Below are 15,951 nucleotides of genomic sequence, written 5' to 3'. Positions count from 1 at the left end.
TCTGCAGTCCGTCGCTGACCAGCGCGCCTTGAGCTGACGAATGACGCTGGCAGGCGTGGCATGACACGATTCAGTGCCATGGGAAAGGCACTTGCCGATGATTGCCTGCTGATCGCCGCTCGGTAGCCACCTGTCAGTGGGAGGCTGACAGGTGGTGTATGGATCGTGAGTGTCACCCTTCCTGTTCGAGAGGGGAGATGTGCTGTACCAGCAGATGTTGCGCGCCCGGCGGCAGCCAGACGGGGTCAAGGCGGGTACAGGCAGCCTCGACACACAGGAAGCCACGGGCGTTCTCGACGCTGGTATCGGCCGGCGGTGCATCGCCCGGGTGCCAGACGACCGTGGAGTCGGAGCCTTGCTTTGCAATGCGCAGCCTGCGCTGGCCATCCTCGAGCACCTGGACCTGGCTTGACTGGTAGATGCGATCCAGCGGGCCGCGAATGCCCAGCTCGCCTTGCTGATCAAGACGCGAGAAGTCCTGACGCTTGTCCAGATAGCTGGCGCCGGCGAGGCCGGTGACGCGGCACTGGAAGGCATCTTTCACGGCAAAGTAGGTATGCAGGGCGCCGGTCATCTTGACCGGGTCCTCACCGCGATTTTCCGTGATCAGCTCCACCTTCAGGAAGTGGCGACCCGCGAAGATGACGACGCGAGGCGAGAGTGCCGCGTGCAGGGGCGATTGCGGAGAGGCGTGGATCTCGACGCCTTCCTCCTCGTCTTCCTCTACCGCGTCGATGCGCCACTCGGCCTTGCGCGCCGGGCCATGCAGCTCTGTCTCGCCCTCAGGATACTCGTCAGCGAACCAGGGCCAGCACAGCGGAATGCCGCCACGAATGCTGCCCGGAAGCGCCGCCGGCGTCTCGGTGACCCACAGCCAGGGGCGCTGAGATGCTGGCTGGTAATGCAGCACCTGGGCGCCCTGGTGGCAGACGACCAGCTCGCCCCAGGCGCGGTTGAGGATCAGGAGCATGCGGCCTTGCCATTCGCAGGTACGTTGGCCGCTCGTGGCATCCACCAGTGCGCGCAGACTTTCAGGAATCATCTCGAGCTTCCTCGACGGTTCAGGAGCGTGGCCGACGGCATCGCGTCAGGCCACCTCTTCATTGTGCAGTGCCTCGGCGGCCCCCAGCAGACCGGTCCACGGCGCGGTCACCACCCAGGTAGGGATCGCGGCATTGTAACGGCTCATGCGGTTCTTGTCGGCGAAGGCGCGGCGAAAATCGCTTTGCCTGAGCAGGTCAAGGTTGCGCGGCAGGACGCCGCCGCAGAGATACACGCCGCCACGTGCGCCGAGTGCCAGGGCAAGATCCCCGGCCACGTCTCCCAGAATCTTCATGAAGCGCAGCACGGCATCGCAAGCCAAGGTGTCCTTGGGTTGCCCGAGCGCATCGCGGGCATGGGCGGCCTGGCTGACGTCCGCAGCGCTTTCGAGCGGAGTCGGCAGGCCGCGCAGTTCGCCCAGCGCCCGGTAGATCTCGAGCATTCCCTGGCCACAGAGCAGGCGTTCCACCGAGACTCTGCCGTGCCAGCGCCGGAAGATCTTCAGCAGCGCATCCTCGAGCGCATCGGTGGGGGCAAAGCTGACATGCCCACCTTCGGTAGCCAGCGGAATCCAGTTGTGGGTGCCATGTACCAGACCCGCGACACCCAGTCCTGTTCCCGGGCCCATGATCAGGCGGGGGCCGGCATCATTGCCCGCTCCTTCCGTGAGTTCCTCACCGATGGCCAGTCGCTCATCGGCCTCGATGTGCGGCACGCCCAGTGCCATGGCGGTGAAGTCATTGAGGCACTTGAAGCGCGTCAGGCCCAAGGATTCGCGCACGTCGCTCTTGGCGAATGACCAATGGTTGTTGGTCATGCTGACCTGCTCCTCATGGACCGGGCAGGCAAAGGCGAGGCAGGCCTCCTTGGGTTGTTCGTCAGGGGCAAGCCCCAGTCTCTGGTAGTAGGCCTGGACGGCCTCCACGAGTCCGGAATGCTCGGCGCAGGCCAGCGTGTGGATGTCATGGAGGGTGTGGCTGCCCGGCTGGACAAGTGCCAGCCGGGCATTGGTGCCACCAATGTCGCCTACCAAGGCAAAGCGGCTCGGTGTCTCACGAGTCATCGTGTGGCGTCCTCAGTCGACTTGCGTGGCTGCTCAGTGGGTATTGCGGTCGTGGCCGCTGCCGGGCTGGTCGCCGTAGCCTGCGAAGCTGGAGGCTCCTTCTTCGGCGCCACCGACCAGGGAGCGCATCCCGGAGAACAGCTCACGGCCCAGGCCATGGTGGTAGCTGTCACGGGAGATGCCTTCGGCCTCACGAGCCTGCCATTCGCCTTCCTCGACCAGGGCTTCCAGCGTACCGGCGTTGGCATCCAGACGAACGACATCGCCTTCGCGCAGTCGTGCCAGCGGGCCACCGTCCAGCGCTTCCGGGGTCATGTGGATGGCGGCCGGCACCTTGCCGGAGGCACCGGACATGCGGCCATCCGTCACCAGCGCGACCTTGAAACCGCGGTCCTGCAGGATACCGAGATAGGGCGTCAGCTTGTGCAGTTCCGGCATGCCGTTGGCGCGCGGACCCTGATAGCGGACCACGGCGACCATGTCCTGTTCCAGTTCGCCGGCCTCGAAGGCGGCCTTGAGCTCGTCCTGATCGCTGAACAGCTTCACGGGGGCTTCGACGAGGCGGTGCTCTTCCTTGACGGCGGAGACCTTGATCACGCCACGCCCCAGATTGCCTTCGAGCACGGTCAGGCCGCCTGTCGGCGCGAACGGATTGGCGACCGGACGCAGCACGTCCTCGTCGAGGCTGTCGGTGGGGCCATCCTTCCAGACCAGCTTGCCGTTCTCGAGGAAGGGCTCACGCACGTAGCCGGCCAGGGTGCCGCCGTCCTGGGTGGTGATGTCGTGCAGCAGTCCCGCCTTGAGCAGCTCGCGAATCAGGAAGCTCATGCCACCGGCTGCCTGGAAGTGGTTGATGTCAGCCTGACCGTTGGGATAGATGCGCGTCAGGCTGGGAACCACGGCGGAAAGCTCGGTGAAGTCATCCCAGGTGATGGTCACGCCTGCCGCACCCGCCATCGCGACCAGATGCAGGGTGTGGTTGGTGGAGCCGCCGGAGGCCAGCAGGCCGACCATGGCGTTGACGATGGCGCGAGCGTCGATCTGGCGATAGAAGGGACGATAGTCCCCGCCGACTTCGCTGTTGCGGATGGTCTGCTCGGCAGCGTGACGGGTCAGGGCGTCGCGCAGCGGGGTGCCCGGATTGACGAAGGAGGCGCCCGGCAGGTGCAGGCCCATCAACTCGATCATCAGCTGGTTGGAGTTGGCGGTGCCATAGAAGGTGCAGGTGCCCGGGCTGTGGTAGGAGGCGGACTCGGCTTCCAGCAGCGCGTCGCGGCCTACCTTGCCTTCGGCGAACAGCTGACGTACCCGCGCCTTCTCGTTGTTGGGCAGGCCGGAGGGCATCGGGCCCGCGGGCACGAACAGGCTCGGCAGGTGACCGAAGCGCGCCGCGGCGATGAACAGGCCCGGCACGATCTTGTCGCAGACACCCAGGAACAGGGCGCCGTCGAACATGTTGTGTGACAGGCCGATGGCGGCGGCCATGGCGATCAGGTCGCGGGAGAACAACGACAGTTCCATGCCAGGCTGTCCCTGGGTCACGCCATCACACATCGCGGGTACGCCGCCGGCGAACTGGGCCGTGGACCCCATCGCCTGCACCGCTTCCTTGATGATGCGCGGGTAATCCTCGAATGGCTGGTGCGCGGACAACATGTCGTTATATGACGAAATAATGCCGAGGTTGGCCGAGTTCATCAGCTTGAGGCGATTCTTGTCGGTCTCACCGCAGGCAGCGAAGCCGTGCGCCAGGTTGCCGCAGGAGAGTTCGGAACGATGGACGCCACGGCGTTGCTGGCTTTCCATCAGTTGCTCATAGGCAGCACGACGTTCGCTGGAGCGATCAATGATGCGCTGAGTCACGCGCTCGACGGTCGGATTGACGGACATGCTCTTACCTCATGGGTCAGGCGGCGCAGGGCGCCGAGGCTGGCGAAGAAATGGGGGCTTCCCGTGCATCGGGCGTGCCTGTCTAGGGCGACGCTAGCCAGTGACGGCGGCACTGTAAAGTCTGGAGTCTCGGTCATCCTGCCGAGAGCAGGCTACAGTAGCGCGTCACGTTGCTCAGGAAACGCATTTGTTCGAAATATTCGGTAAACTTAACAAAAAAACTGCTTGAAGACTGGACGACTTTCGGCCAAATTAACGTAAAAGCGTGTAGGATACTTTCATGAGCCACGTTGGTCTGCCCGGGATGCGCCAAGTCTTCCCGAGCAGTGAAGCCATGTGCCAACCTGCACCTGCCATACGCCACAGGAGTTGAGTCATGACATTACGCGTCGCCATCAACGGTTTTGGTCGCATCGGTCGCAACGTGCTGCGTGCGCTGTATGAAGGCCAATACAATGATCGCATTCAGGTCGTTGCCATCAACGATCTGGGTGATCCGAAGCTCAACGCTCATCTGTTGAGCCGCGACACCGTGCATGGTCGTTTCGCCGAGACGGTCTCTCATGACGAAGAGAACCTGTTCGTCGGTGAAGACAAGATTCGTATCCTGGCGGAACGCGATCCGGCCAAACTGCCGTGGTCCAGCCTGAATGTTGACCTGGTGATGGAATGCACGGGTCTGTTCACCAAGCGTGCCGCTGCCGCCAAGCATATCGAAGCCGGCGCCAAGCGTGTGCTGATCTCCGCGCCGAGCGGTGATGCCGATGCCACCATCGTGTTCGGTGTCAACGAAGACACGCTGAAGGCAGAGCATCAGGTCGTGTCCAACGCGTCCTGCACCACCAACTGCCTGGCACCGGTCGCCAAGGCGCTGAACGACGAAGTCGGCATCGAGAACGGTCTGATGACCACCATCCATGCCTACACCAACGATCAGAACCTGTCGGATGTCTACCACTCCGACCCGTACCGTGCCCGCAGTGCCACGCACTCCATGATTCCGACCAAGACCGGTGCCGCGGCAGCCGTGGGCCTGGTGCTGCCGGAACTCAATGGCAAGCTGGACGGTCTGGCGATTCGCGTGCCGGTGATCAATGTCTCGCTGGTCGATCTGACCTTCACGGCCTCTCGCGATACCTCCATCGAAGAGATCAATGCCGTCGTGACCAAGGCTGCCGAAGGCTCCAGCGTGCTGGCCGTCAACGAGCTGCCGCTGGTGTCCATCGACTTCAACCACGATGCGCATTCCTCCACCTTCGACAGCAACCACACTCGCGTCAGCGAAGGGCGTCTGGTCAAGGTCATGGCGTGGTACGACAACGAATGGGGCTTCTCCAATCGCATGCTCGACACCGCACTGGCCATGCAGGCCGCCAAGTAAGATGACCCAAGGCCTCGCCTGAGGCTCCCTGAAGAGGCCATCTCTTCAGGCTGGCACAGGTGAGGTCTCAGAATTCGGAGCCCTGTCAGAGACTCGACAGGCTCCCCCCAGGTGAGGACGAGTGGCCCGAGGATTCTCGCGTCGCGCTCAGGCTCCACGGACAAGGCAATGTCACTCGTCCCCTCTCAATCGTGTGTCGGTCAGGGTTGGCGCCAAGACCGGCTTCGATGCTGCTCGGAATGACATCGCGTCATCCACTCTTTGAACCTCCCAGTCATGGGAGGTTTTTTTTCGCCTGAATCTCGAGATGAGGGCTTGCCTCGCGATGCTCGTCCTCCAGGCATTCGTGTCTTCGTTTGGCATCATTCGCGTGAGGCATGAGAGACAGAGATTACAAAGATGGCGACACTCTCTGAAGTTGGTCGGCATAACGTGCGGTGAAAAGTGCCGAATGGCTGGCAATGTGCCGCTTTCTTGTGGGTGGTGTCGGTGTGATTAGCGAAACTATGAACATGTGTTACACTTTGCTCTTGACATGCGCCGTGTACGTCGCTCGTGAGCGCGGGTGGCATGTCAGATCATGCAGGCACGCTTTCGTCCTGCGAATGTTCATGTACTGGGGCAATGCAGGGAAGGTATTGCCACACTGCCGCTGTTCTCGGCAGATCTCTTGACTTCCAAAGCAGGCTGTCTCAGATGCACGATGCCATTCGCGAAGCCCACGAACTGATCGGTGCGACGCTGCGCGACCCCGGGACACAACGTCAGGGACGCGTGGTCGGCATGGATCTCGGGCGTGAGCAGCCGGCCATCTATGTTCTCTGGCAGGAGAGTGCCGCCGCAGAGCGCATTGACATGACGCCGGATGACTTTCGTTCATTGCTGGAACACTCCCGCGCCCGTGGTGGTGAGCGGCAGGAAACTGCCACGCGACGTCACGCTACCGGCGCGGCGCAGAGGCGAGGCAAGGCGCCCTCTGCGGCGAGCCGAGTGCGCAAGGATGTCGCCCGCGATGGTGCCCCGCATGACACGGTCAGCGAGCCGGATACCCTGCAGGCTGATACCATGGTCGGTGCACGTACCGCACAAGGCTAGCACCTTCCGCTCTGACCCCTTCACGCCCGACCCGGACTCTGTTCCGGGTCGGGCGTTTTCGTGCTGCCCATCGAGATTGTCAGTCTAGAGGCGGCATGGGCCTGCCTGCCCTTGACGGTGACGTGCCCTCCAGCGTTGGCGTGACGCACTGGTCTTGCGCGGGGTGATGACGCACTCTGAGGGGCGACGTCTGACCCAAAGGGGAGTCTCACATTGCTGGAATCGTTCTCAGATGCCCGCCTGCTGCACCATTACCATGCCGTCGCAGGGGATGTCCTTTTCATGTTGAGCGCGGACGGCCAGCGCTTCCTTACCCTGAATCCTGCAGTGGAGCGTCTGCTCGGGTATGGCGAGCGCGACTTCCTCAAGCATCCCGAACTGTGGTTCTCCCTGATCGTGGCGGCAGATCGTCAGCGAGTCAGAGACTTCCGGGCCTCCGGTGCTCCTGCCGGGTCGATGACCTATCGCATCAGGGATCGCAGTGGACACGGCGTGCTGGTGGAGGAAACACTCTGGCGCTCCGGCGCGAATCACCCGGTCTGCGGTCGAGTCGTCGATATCTCCCTACGAGAACAGGCACTTGCCCACGAGCGACAGCAGCTTCAGGCATATCGCATGATGCTGATGCGCAGCAGAGACCCCATGGCCATGCTGGAGGTGAGAGGGTCCTCCCTGTACCTGCATGAGGCGAATCCGGCATGGCACCTCTACCATGACGCCGCCATGGCACATGCGGGACAGACCCTGGAGCGGGTGTATCACTCCCACGTCATGCATTGTCTGGAAGGAGCCGGGACCTTGCAGTGTGACGTCAGCCTGAGCTTGCCACGTGGCGATTGTCGTCTTTCCGTCCAGCTGGTGAATCTGGGTCGGACGCAGCAAGGAGACTCGCCTCGAGTCGCCGTGATGGTGCGTGACATCAGCGCGACTCATCACCGGTTGGAGCAGGCGGTCAATCAACGTCAGCGGTTGATGACTCAGCTCAATGACACCCCGGGGGTGCGCTATTGTGCGCGAGGCCCCTGGCCACTGGAGGAGCTGCAATCCATCTCCTCCGGCGTCGAGATGCTGGCGGGCCTGTCGCGGGACCTGCTGCTGGCCAGCCCGCGAATCTGGCAGTCACGCATCTGCGAGGATGACCTGGCGGAATGTCAGGCACGCTTTCAGGAGGCCGTCGACTCGCGCAGTGCCAGCGTCAGCCTGCGTTACTCCTTCCGCCATGTGGATGGCCGCCAATGCTATCTGCAGGATGACATGCACCTCTACTATGCGGCCGGAGGCGCCGTCAGAGAGGTGTTGGGGCAACTGAGTGACATCAGTGAAAGCGAGGCTCACCGACGCCAGCTGGAGTATCTGATACAGCAGATGCCGGGCATGGTGTTTCAATGCCGGCTCAGCCGGGAGGATGAGTTCACCTATACCTATCTATCGCCGGTCGCCCATCAACTGCTGGGAGAGGAAGTTGACGCGACACTTGAGGATGCCTCGCGCTTCCTGTCGCATCTCAATGACCAGGAGCGGCAAAGACTGCTTGAATCGGCACGCGCCAGTGCCGAAACCCAGTCGCCCTGGGAGCCGGATATCTACTATGAGCATCCAGATGGGGAAACCCGGCGGCTGGCCTGCGTGGCCTTGCCCCAACCGATGGACCCCATCGATGGCAGCGTGACATGGAATGGTTACTGTGACGACATCACGGCGCGCCATCACATCGAGCGGGCGCTGCGTCAGAGCGAGGAGCGCTATCGATTCATTCTCGATTCCGTCAGCGACATGGTCAGCATTGAAGGCAGTGACGGGATCTGTCAGTACATCAGTCCATCCGTCGAGAGGCTTTGCGGGTTTGGCGTGAATGACATCGAGGGCAGCGAGATCAAGCTGCTGATTCATCCGGATGACAGAGACCGCGTCGCCAGGAAGGTCCATCGTTCCGCCTGTCTTGGAGAGGTCTTTCGTGTCGACTTCCGAATTCTCCACAAGCAGGGCCATACGCTGTGGTTCGAATCCATCTCCACGCCCTCGATGGACCCCAAGACCGGCCGCTATCTCCGGATTCTGTCGGTCTCGCGCAATATCAATGAACGCAAGCTGATCGAACAGCGGCGCGAGCATGAAGCCATGACGGACGCGATGACCGGTGCCATGACCCGCAGCTGCTTCCTCTCCATGCTGGATACGTTGCTGGTATCCGCCTCGCGGGACCAGATTGCCCTGGTCCTGTTCGATGTGGATCACTTCAAGCGGGTCAATGACAGCTTCGGTCATGCCGCCGGGGACCAGTTGTTGAGTGGGTTGGGCGGCATCTGTCAGCAGCAATTGCGGCGCAATGACTATTTCGGGCGATTGGGGGGCGAGGAATTCGGCATCTTGCTGGCTGATGCTGGGGTCGCCACCGCTGTTGGCATGGCAGAGCGTCTGCGTCAGAAGATTGCCGGCATGACCTTCGCGTTCATGCAGCAGGAGCTGTTGTGTACCGTGAGTCTCGGCGTCGCCACGCCGCTGCCCGGGGAGAGCCGTGACGACTTCCTGCATCGTGCTGACATGGCGCTTTACAGTGCCAAGCGGAGTGGTCGTAACCGGGTGGTAGTGGCATCAAGCTCGGTGAGCGAGGACAATCGGGAGGAAGGGATGTGACCGCGACACGACAGTGGGCACGTTCCATCATTCTGTACTCTGTCAATCTGCACAAGGAGTGGGCGATGCGTATGTTACGTGGCTGGTGCGCCGGAAGTCTGTTGTTTGCACAATCGGTGCTGTCCGCGGGGCAGGCATTGGCGGCCGATGATGGCACCCTCGTCGACCGTCTCGAAGGGCCGCAGGTCGTCACCGAGGTCGTGACCTATCGTGCCAATGGTGAGGAGCATGTCGGGCTGATCGCGCGTGATGCCAAGGCCAAGGGACGTCGTCCCGGCATACTGCTGGTCCATGAGTGGTGGGGGCTCAACAGTTATGCTCGCAAGCGCGCGGAGCAGCTGGCGGGGCTCGGCTATGTCGTGATGGCGGTAGACATGTACGGTGAAGGCCGCACGGCGGAGCATCCCGAGGATGCCAAGGCCTTCTCGTCGGCGGTGATGAGTGACTGGCCGAAGGCCGAATCCAGCTTCAATTCGGCGCTGGCGGTGCTGCGTTCTCGCCCCGAGGTGGATGGTGACCGCCTTGCGGCCATCGGCTATTGCTTCGGGGGAGGTGTCGTGTTGAACATGGCGCTTTCCGGCGCTCCGCTCAAGGCTGTCGTCAGCTTCCACGGCAGCCCTGGAATCGCCGTCGAGAATCCCGAGCCCTTCGCCGGACGCGTCGTGATCCAGAATGGCGAGGCGGATTCTCTGGTATCGCAGCAAGGATTGGACACGCTGCTGTCTACCTTTGAATCCCTCGGTACGCGGACGACCCTGATCCAGTATCCGGGGGCGAAGCATGCGTTCACCAATCCGGAGTCGGATGCCAAGGCCGCCAGGTACGACCTCCCGCTCGGCTATGATGCGTCGGCGGATGCTGCCTCCTGGCAGGTCATGCTCAATCTGTTCAATGGCGTGTTCAAGTCACCGAAGACCCAGCCGCAGACATGAGCAGGTGGTCGTGACGCCGAATGCGTGACCTACATGAAGAAGCCCGTTCAGGCATCATCCTGAACGGGCTTCTTCATTGCTGGGTGACGGTGTCAGGGGCGAACGCGTCAGTCTGCCGTCTGATCCAGCTCCTTGAGCGAGAGCACCTGATGCGCGAGACGGATCATGTCCGGATCACCCGTATGCTTGCTGGACACATCCGACAGCTTGATCACCGGCACCCAATCCTGACCCTCGGGCCGGGCTTCCGTCATCTTGATGACCATGTTCATCGGCTGGGGGCCGACGTCATTAGTGAAGTTGGTGCCGATCCCGAACGACATGCCGATACGACCGGCACAGTAGCGCACGATACGGTCAACCTTGTCGGTATCCAGACCATCCGAGAAGATGATCGTCTTGGTCTTGGGATCAATGCCCAGCGACTCATAGTGGCGGATGGTCGCTTCGGCAAACTCGATGGGATCACCGCTGTCGTGCCGTACCCCATCAAACAGCTTGGCGAACTTCTTGTCGAAGCTTCTGAAGAAGGCACGACTGGTAAAGGTATCTGAAAGCGCGATCCCCAGATCACCCCGGTAGACCTTCACCCAGTTTTCCAGCGCCAGGATGTTGGCCATCTTGAACCCGAAGCGCGCTGCATGAAACATGAACCACTCGTGAGCATGCGTCCCGATGGGCTTGGTGCCATGACGCTGGGCCATGTGGACATTGCTGGTGCCGATGAAACAGCCACGGCCCTGTTCCTTGAGGGCGGCCACTACCTGATCATGGACCGCATAGGAATGGCGACGACGCGTCCCGAACTCGGCGACACGTACCCCCAAACGCTTGTAGTGCTCGATCTTGGTCAGCGTACTGTCACGCACGCTCTTGTCGCTGTCACGCTGATCGCCACCAAGGCGGTACCAGAGCTCACTGATCATCGCCATCAGCGGGACTTCCCACAGGATGGTGCGGTACCAGTAGCCCTCGATATGCACCTCAAGCTCCTCACCCGACTGGGTGATGGTGATTTCCGCGGGATCGAAGCGAAAGCCGGCAAGAAAGTCACGATAGGTGGGGTCGAGGAAGGGGCACTGTTGCTCCAGAAACTCCTTTTCCTCAGCACTCAGCGCCAGGCGTGCCATGTCATCCACGGCCGCGCGCAGTGCTTCGCCGAATCCCGGGGGGAAGGCATGCTGGCCCCGGTTGATGAAGGCGTAACGGGTGCGTGCGTAGGGAAACAGTTTCACCACCGCGTTCTGCATGGTGAACTTGTAGAAATCATTATCGAGAATCGAGTGCAGCATCGAGGCTCGCTCAGGTATGAGGCGGCTCACAGGAGCCGGAATCGCTGGCGGGAGCACACCAGGTGCTCAAGGCGGCAGGGTGTCCCGCTGGCATGAAAATCGGGGGGCAGGCTGAAGGAGGGTCGTCCTGCGTCAGCTGCTGAACGCCATGATACCGAACATGGTGAGCATCATGCCGCCGAACATCAGCAGACCCGCCAATGACAACGCGATGAGCAGGTAGCCCAGTATGAGGCCGGCCAGCGCCCAGCTATCGCCGGCATCACTGCGCTGGCGAATCTGTCGGCGGGCGAGATGACCGCAGACGATGCCACCCAATGCCGCAGGTGCCAGCAGACAGCCCAGCACGCTCAGGGCAAAGGAGGCCAGTGCCATGGCATTGGTCTCGGCGCGGGTTTCCTGCGCAGAGGGAGTGGTGGGACGCTCGGTAGCCGTCGCCGTATCGCGCGTGGGCTCAGGCTTGTCGGCGGGAGGCGATGTATCAGTCATGGCAGTCTCATTGTCTTGCATCATGGCGACACACTAGCATGTCCTGGGGCAGGCGGCATATCGGCCGGGCGGCAGGGTGGGCATCTTCAGAGGAGAGCAGGGTGAGCGAGCACCGGGAAGCAGGGCATCAGGAGAGTGATGCGTCGCGAAGGCAGATCGGGACTGAGGCCACTGACAGACGTGGCGCGAACTGGGATCTGGACGTGCTCTCGTCGATCAGCGCTGTCACGCCCGCAGAATGGGATGCGCTGGCGGGAAAAGAGTATCCCTTTCTGCAACATGCCTATCTTCGTGCACTGGAAGACAGCGGCGCGGCCTGCGCGTCTACGGGCTGGTACCCGGCGCACTTGCTGGTGCGTGACGAGTCAGGACGGCTTGTCGCCGGCTTGCTGCGCTATCTCAAGCTGCACTCGCGGGGCGAGTATGTCTTTGATCAGCAATGGGCCGAGGCGCTGGAGCAGGCCGGTGGGCGTTATTATCCCAAGCAGCTGTCGGCAGTTCCCTTCACGCCGAGCGCTGGTCCGCGGCTGGTCCTGGCCTCATCGGAGACGGGAGGCCCTTCCCGCCGAGCGCTGCTTGCCTGGTTGTGGCCCAGGCTTCAGGCCGGCGTGGCACCCGCCGTCGACGCAGGCGGGCCCTTGCGACGCTTTGAGCACAGTGGCTTTCATCTGTTGTTCGCGGATCTCGACGAGTGCCGCGACTGGCAAGCCGTCAGTCCGCAGCTGATGCTGCGTGGTGGCATGCAGTATCACTGGCAGTCGCGAGGTGAGCGAGACTTCGATGAGTGGCTGGGCAGTCTGCGCTCCAAGCGACGCAAGGAGATCCGCCGCGAGCGCCGCAAGGTGCTCGAGCAGGGCATCACCCTCGCGCGTCTCAGCGGTGAAGCCATCGGTGAGAGCGATCTCGAAGCATTCCATCGCTGTTACTGCATGACCTATCTGGAGCGCGGACAACGGCCCTACCTGACACTGGCGTTCTTTCAGCGCTTAAGGCGCAGCATGCCCGAGCAGCTGCTGCTGGTGCAGGCGCGTGATGAACATGGTGATCCTGTGGCGGCTGCGTTGTGCCTTGTCGGTGCCGATTGCCTCTATGGGCGCTGGTGGGGCAGTGAAGTGCAGGCGGACTGCCTGCATTTCGAGGTCTGCTATTACCAGGGGCTGGAGTTCTGCCTTGAGCGGGGACTGACGCGCTTTGATCCGGGCACACAGGGTGAGCACAAGATCAGCCGCGGCTTCTCGGCCTATGACACCTGGTCATTGCACTGGCTGGTACACCCCGGCCTGCAGTCAGCCGTGGCTGACGCGCTTGAGGAGGAAGCGCGCTGGTTGAGCGGGGCGCGACGCCAGGTGGAGGCGATGCTGCCCTATCATCAGCAGCCTGATCTATCCTGAAGGTCTGTCCTGAAGCGCTATTCTTAAGGTCTGTCCTGAAGCGCTATCCTGAAGATCTGCCCTGTACCCGTTTCTCCCCTGCTTGTTCCCCCTGGCTGGATGCCCTGACAGGTAGCAGGTAGCAGGTGGCAGAGATGGCACTGCGATGACTACACTGAAAACATCTTAATGTTCTAAATTTAGAGGCTCCCATGCTGCTCAAGGATTGTGACTCCAGGGAGTATGACGTTCTGGTACTAGAGGTGTTGGCGCAGAATGCCACCTTGAGCACCCAGGAGCGCCAGCAGGTTCTGAGGATGCTGCGAGGCGTTCGAGCGCATCAGGAGCGTCGTCGTTCGCTCGCCCGATTCCTGAACACCCTGTTCGAGTCGCGCGATGACTGGGTCGTGCTGCATGACCTGCGCCTGGAAGGGGATGATGGCGTGATCGAGCTGGATCACGTGCTGATCAATCGCCTCATGCAATTCTGGGTACTGGATGCGTCCTGCTTTGATCTCCCGCTGACGATCTCGCCATTTGGCGAGCTGAGCGCGCACCAGGGCCCCTCTGTCGAGCAAGGCGCTTCCGTCGGGCAGGGCTCATTGGAAGATGCCGGGGAGGTCGTTCAGAGCGGTGATGAGTTGCGGTTGACGCCATCACCGCTGCTGGCACTCAAGGAACAGCAGCAGTGCTTTCGCCGCTGGCTGGAGAGCTCAGGTCTCCTGCCTTCCAGACTCGGGATGGTGCTGCAGCCACAATTGACGCATCGGTTGGTCATTGCCGCCGAGGAACAGGTCAGCCGGCCTCCCGAAGATATTCTGGACAGTCGAGCGCTGGTGGACCTGCGCGGGTTGTCCGAAGAATGCCTCAATCTGGGGAGCGGGGCGGCCTCCGTCGCCCGCATGCGTGATTTCACCCACCGGATCGACCCGCGTCGTCTGAGGCGTCTCGGTCGTGCCATCCTGGCGCAGCATGGCCCATCACGGGTCGACTGGGCGTCGCGACTCGGCTTGTCAGAACATGCCACCGTGGCCATCCATCCCGATGAGCAGACGGCCTACGCCTGGGCGCCACCCCAGGACCCATCCGCTTCCCCCTCGGTGGCCCCCGTGCGTGATGACGCCATCCCTTCTTCAAGCGGGGATGACGCTCCTCAGGTCACGCCTCGTGAGGAGGGGCCAACACCTTCCGAGACTCGCCGGGCCACTCCTCCAAAGGCCATCTCATCCTCTTTCCAGACACTGATGTCCGGCATGACGCAGACCATGCCCTCGTCCACGTGCCACGGCTTGCAGGCTCAGGACTGGCAGCCTTCAGTTTCTGACGTGAGGCTGCAGGGCGTGTCTTCCGCTGGCGCGAAAGCCTCTGACGTGTCGCACGGCCATCGTGGCATGGGGTCTGGCCATGATGAGATGCAATACCTGCAGCCACGTTGTGATGAGTGTCGTCGCTGGTTGTCCAAGGCCAGTGTGGCGTTATGTCGTAGCGAGGGTCAGCGCGAATTGCTGGGCGACAGGATGTTGTGCCAGCGATGTCGTGCGAGCGACTGAAATCTTCATGACATTCAGGGGCTTGGCGTCTCTGGACAAGAGGGGAGTCAGCCCGGCAGCAGACTCGCAGGGCAAGGTGGTTGATCAATATTGCGTTCCTGATGTTGCAGTGCAGCAAGAGGTGGCTTATGCTGCACTGCAGCGAGGATGGAACCTGTCGAGAATGCTGGCTTGCAGTGAGATCTCGACCTCATGGCTCACAAGCTTGGTTCAGTCCTGGTAGCCAACGGAGCAAAGCTCCGCTTCATTTTCCGTGTGATGCCAAACCCTGGAGGGTGCCCCATGTTCAACACCAATCTTGAGAAGACCACTCAGCAGTTCGACGACATGTTCTTCGCTCCGCTGCGTGCTTTCAGCGCCCTGAGCCTCGATTACAGCGAGAAGCTGGTCAGCGCCCAGATGGATCTGACCAAGTCCTACGTTGACACCTCCATGGCGCAGGCGCGTTCCATGCTCGAGATCAAGGACAGCGAAGGCCTGAAGAACTTCGTCAAGGAACAGCAGGAGACGGTCAAGTCTCTGGGCGAGAAGCTTCAGAACGACACCCAGAAGGTGGTCGAGCTGAACCAGGAATACGCCAAGAAAGGTCAGGAACTGGCAGAGAACAATGCCAAGTCCGCCTCCGAGGCCATGCAGAAAGTCGCCAAGTAAGCGACTGCTGCCGACGCTCTCAGGCGAGCGTCCTCAACGCCCATCCGGTCTTCCGGGTGGGCGTTCGCGCGTCTGAGGCATCGCTGGGGAGGTGGGGAGGCGCGCGACGCTAGCGGCGAGCGTCGCCTTGGGCCACAATGTGCTGCCACGCCGCCGGTGATTGCCGGCGGCATTTATTCGATCAGTGACAGGTGATAGACATGGCACAGGCCACAGCGCGTCATATTCTCGTTTCCAGCGAAGAACAGTGTGCAGCTCTCAAGACCGAAATCGAGAACGGCCGCGATTTCGCTGATGCCGCTCGCGAGCACTCCTCCTGCCCGTCCGGTCGCAGTGGCGGTGACCTGGGCGCCTTCGGCCCGGGCATGATGGTCAAGGAATTCGACGAAGTCGTGTTCAGCGCACCGATCAACACCGTGCAGGGCCCGGTGAAGACCCAGTTCGGTTATCACCTGCTGGAAGTCACCAGCCGCACGTGATCTCTGGATCACGCTCATGACACGTCATGAGCGGTTGGCAGCAGGCCATTGAAAACGCCCCGACCAGTGATGGTCGGGGCGTTT

General features: G+C 61.8%; 13 protein-coding genes. 8 read left to right on the top strand and 5 right to left on the bottom strand.

The genetic code is table 11. The features are described from left to right. Positions 1-172: 172 nt before the first annotated feature. Genes HXS66_RS06960 through edd form a run of 3 tightly spaced genes read right to left on the bottom strand, consistent with a single transcriptional unit; the run spans position 173 to position 3,994 of the window. Positions 173-1,042: a D-hexose-6-phosphate mutarotase gene (locus HXS66_RS06960; RefSeq protein WP_176503154.1), complete on the bottom strand. Its 870-nt coding sequence runs from the start codon at positions 1,040-1,042 to the stop codon at positions 173-175. Between the two features lie 45 nt (positions 1,043-1,087). After that, positions 1,088-2,104 carry a glucokinase gene (gene glk, locus HXS66_RS06955; protein ID WP_176503153.1) on the bottom strand — a complete coding sequence of 339 codons (1,017 nt, stop codon included), beginning with the start codon at positions 2,102-2,104 and terminating at the stop codon, positions 1,088-1,090. Positions 2,105-2,137: 33 nt separating this feature from the next. Continuing rightward, positions 2,138-3,994: a phosphogluconate dehydratase gene (gene edd / locus HXS66_RS06950; protein WP_077375147.1), complete on the bottom strand. Its 1,857-nt coding sequence runs from the start codon at positions 3,992-3,994 to the stop codon at positions 2,138-2,140. A gap of 376 nt (positions 3,995-4,370) precedes the next feature. Here edd and gap point away from each other — a divergent pair, with 376 nt between their 5' ends. From gap to HXS66_RS06930, 4 genes are all read left to right on the top strand, one after another. Next, entirely contained in the window at positions 4,371-5,375 is a 1,005-nt protein-coding gene (gene gap / locus HXS66_RS06945) for a type I glyceraldehyde-3-phosphate dehydrogenase (RefSeq protein WP_176503152.1), read from the top strand. Between the two features lie 696 nt (positions 5,376-6,071). Continuing rightward, positions 6,072-6,470, top strand: a complete 399-nt coding sequence (locus HXS66_RS06940) for a hypothetical protein (RefSeq protein ID WP_176503151.1) — start codon at positions 6,072-6,074, stop codon at positions 6,468-6,470. Between the two features lie 282 nt (positions 6,471-6,752). Continuing rightward, complete coding sequence (locus HXS66_RS06935; protein ID WP_176503150.1) at positions 6,753-9,104, top strand: diguanylate cyclase; 2,352 nt, start codon at positions 6,753-6,755, stop codon at positions 9,102-9,104. Positions 9,105-9,169: 65 nt separating this feature from the next. Next, entirely contained in the window at positions 9,170-10,036 is an 867-nt protein-coding gene (locus tag HXS66_RS06930) for a dienelactone hydrolase family protein (protein ID WP_136938791.1), read from the top strand. Positions 10,037-10,143: 107 nt separating this feature from the next. Here the strand turns inward: HXS66_RS06930 and pncB are convergent, their stop codons facing one another. Together pncB and HXS66_RS06920 are read right to left on the bottom strand one after the other, a co-directional pair. Then, a complete protein-coding gene (gene pncB, locus HXS66_RS06925; protein ID WP_084208033.1) occupies positions 10,144-11,328 on the bottom strand; it encodes a nicotinate phosphoribosyltransferase in 1,185 nt (394 codons plus the stop codon). A 132-nt stretch (positions 11,329-11,460) separates the two neighbouring features. Then, the gene (locus HXS66_RS06920; protein ID WP_255303140.1) at positions 11,461-11,817 is read right to left on the bottom strand and encodes a DUF4190 domain-containing protein; all 357 of its coding nucleotides are present in this window, start codon (positions 11,815-11,817) and stop codon (positions 11,461-11,463) included. A 203-nt stretch (positions 11,818-12,020) separates the two neighbouring features. On the opposite strand from HXS66_RS06920, the gene HXS66_RS06915 reads away from it, so the two are divergent. The 4 genes from HXS66_RS06915 to HXS66_RS06900 all read left to right on the top strand — a co-directional run bounded on the left by HXS66_RS06915 (position 12,021) and on the right by HXS66_RS06900 (position 15,867). Next, positions 12,021-13,208, top strand: a complete 1,188-nt coding sequence (locus tag HXS66_RS06915) for a GNAT family N-acetyltransferase (RefSeq protein ID WP_255303139.1) — start codon at positions 12,021-12,023, stop codon at positions 13,206-13,208. 191 nt (positions 13,209-13,399) lie between these two features. After that, positions 13,400-14,737, top strand: a complete 1,338-nt coding sequence (locus tag HXS66_RS06910; RefSeq protein WP_176503148.1) for a nuclease-related domain-containing protein — start codon at positions 13,400-13,402, stop codon at positions 14,735-14,737. A 282-nt stretch (positions 14,738-15,019) separates the two neighbouring features. Beyond that, complete coding sequence (locus HXS66_RS06905; protein WP_077375127.1) at positions 15,020-15,388, top strand: phasin family protein; 369 nt, start codon at positions 15,020-15,022, stop codon at positions 15,386-15,388. A 200-nt stretch (positions 15,389-15,588) separates the two neighbouring features. Beyond that, the gene (locus tag HXS66_RS06900; protein WP_043331408.1) at positions 15,589-15,867 is read left to right on the top strand and encodes a peptidylprolyl isomerase; all 279 of its coding nucleotides are present in this window, start codon (positions 15,589-15,591) and stop codon (positions 15,865-15,867) included. The last annotated feature ends 84 nt before the right edge of the window (positions 15,868-15,951 follow it).

Source organism: Cobetia sp. 5-11-6-3 (assembly GCF_013374055.1).
Lineage (GTDB): Bacteria > Pseudomonadota > Gammaproteobacteria > Pseudomonadales > Halomonadaceae > Cobetia > Cobetia marina.
This window is presented reverse-complemented; position numbering and strand designations above follow the sequence as displayed.

Excerpts from the sequence above, each read along its gene's own strand:
- glk (WP_176503153.1), bottom strand. The coding sequence starts at position 2,104 with ATGACTCGTGAGACACCGAGCCGCTTTGCCTTGGTAGGCGACATTGGT.
- HXS66_RS06935 (WP_176503150.1), top strand. The coding sequence starts at position 6,753 with ATGTTGAGCGCGGACGGCCAGCGCTTCCTTACCCTGAATCCTGCAGTG.
- gap (WP_176503152.1), top strand. The coding sequence starts at position 4,371 with ATGACATTACGCGTCGCCATCAACGGTTTTGGTCGCATCGGTCGCAAC.
- HXS66_RS06900 (WP_043331408.1), top strand. The coding sequence starts at position 15,589 with ATGGCACAGGCCACAGCGCGTCATATTCTCGTTTCCAGCGAAGAACAG.
- HXS66_RS06960 (WP_176503154.1), bottom strand. The coding sequence starts at position 1,042 with ATGATTCCTGAAAGTCTGCGCGCACTGGTGGATGCCACGAGCGGCCAA.
- HXS66_RS06920 (WP_255303140.1), bottom strand. The coding sequence starts at position 11,817 with ATGACTGATACATCGCCTCCCGCCGACAAGCCTGAGCCCACGCGCGAT.
- HXS66_RS06930 (WP_136938791.1), top strand. The coding sequence starts at position 9,170 with ATGCGTATGTTACGTGGCTGGTGCGCCGGAAGTCTGTTGTTTGCACAA.
- pncB (WP_084208033.1), bottom strand. The coding sequence starts at position 11,328 with ATGCTGCACTCGATTCTCGATAATGATTTCTACAAGTTCACCATGCAG.
- edd (WP_077375147.1), bottom strand. The coding sequence starts at position 3,994 with ATGTCCGTCAATCCGACCGTCGAGCGCGTGACTCAGCGCATCATTGAT.
- HXS66_RS06905 (WP_077375127.1), top strand. The coding sequence starts at position 15,020 with ATGTTCAACACCAATCTTGAGAAGACCACTCAGCAGTTCGACGACATG.
- HXS66_RS06910 (WP_176503148.1), top strand. The coding sequence starts at position 13,400 with ATGCTGCTCAAGGATTGTGACTCCAGGGAGTATGACGTTCTGGTACTA.
- HXS66_RS06940 (WP_176503151.1), top strand. The coding sequence starts at position 6,072 with ATGCACGATGCCATTCGCGAAGCCCACGAACTGATCGGTGCGACGCTG.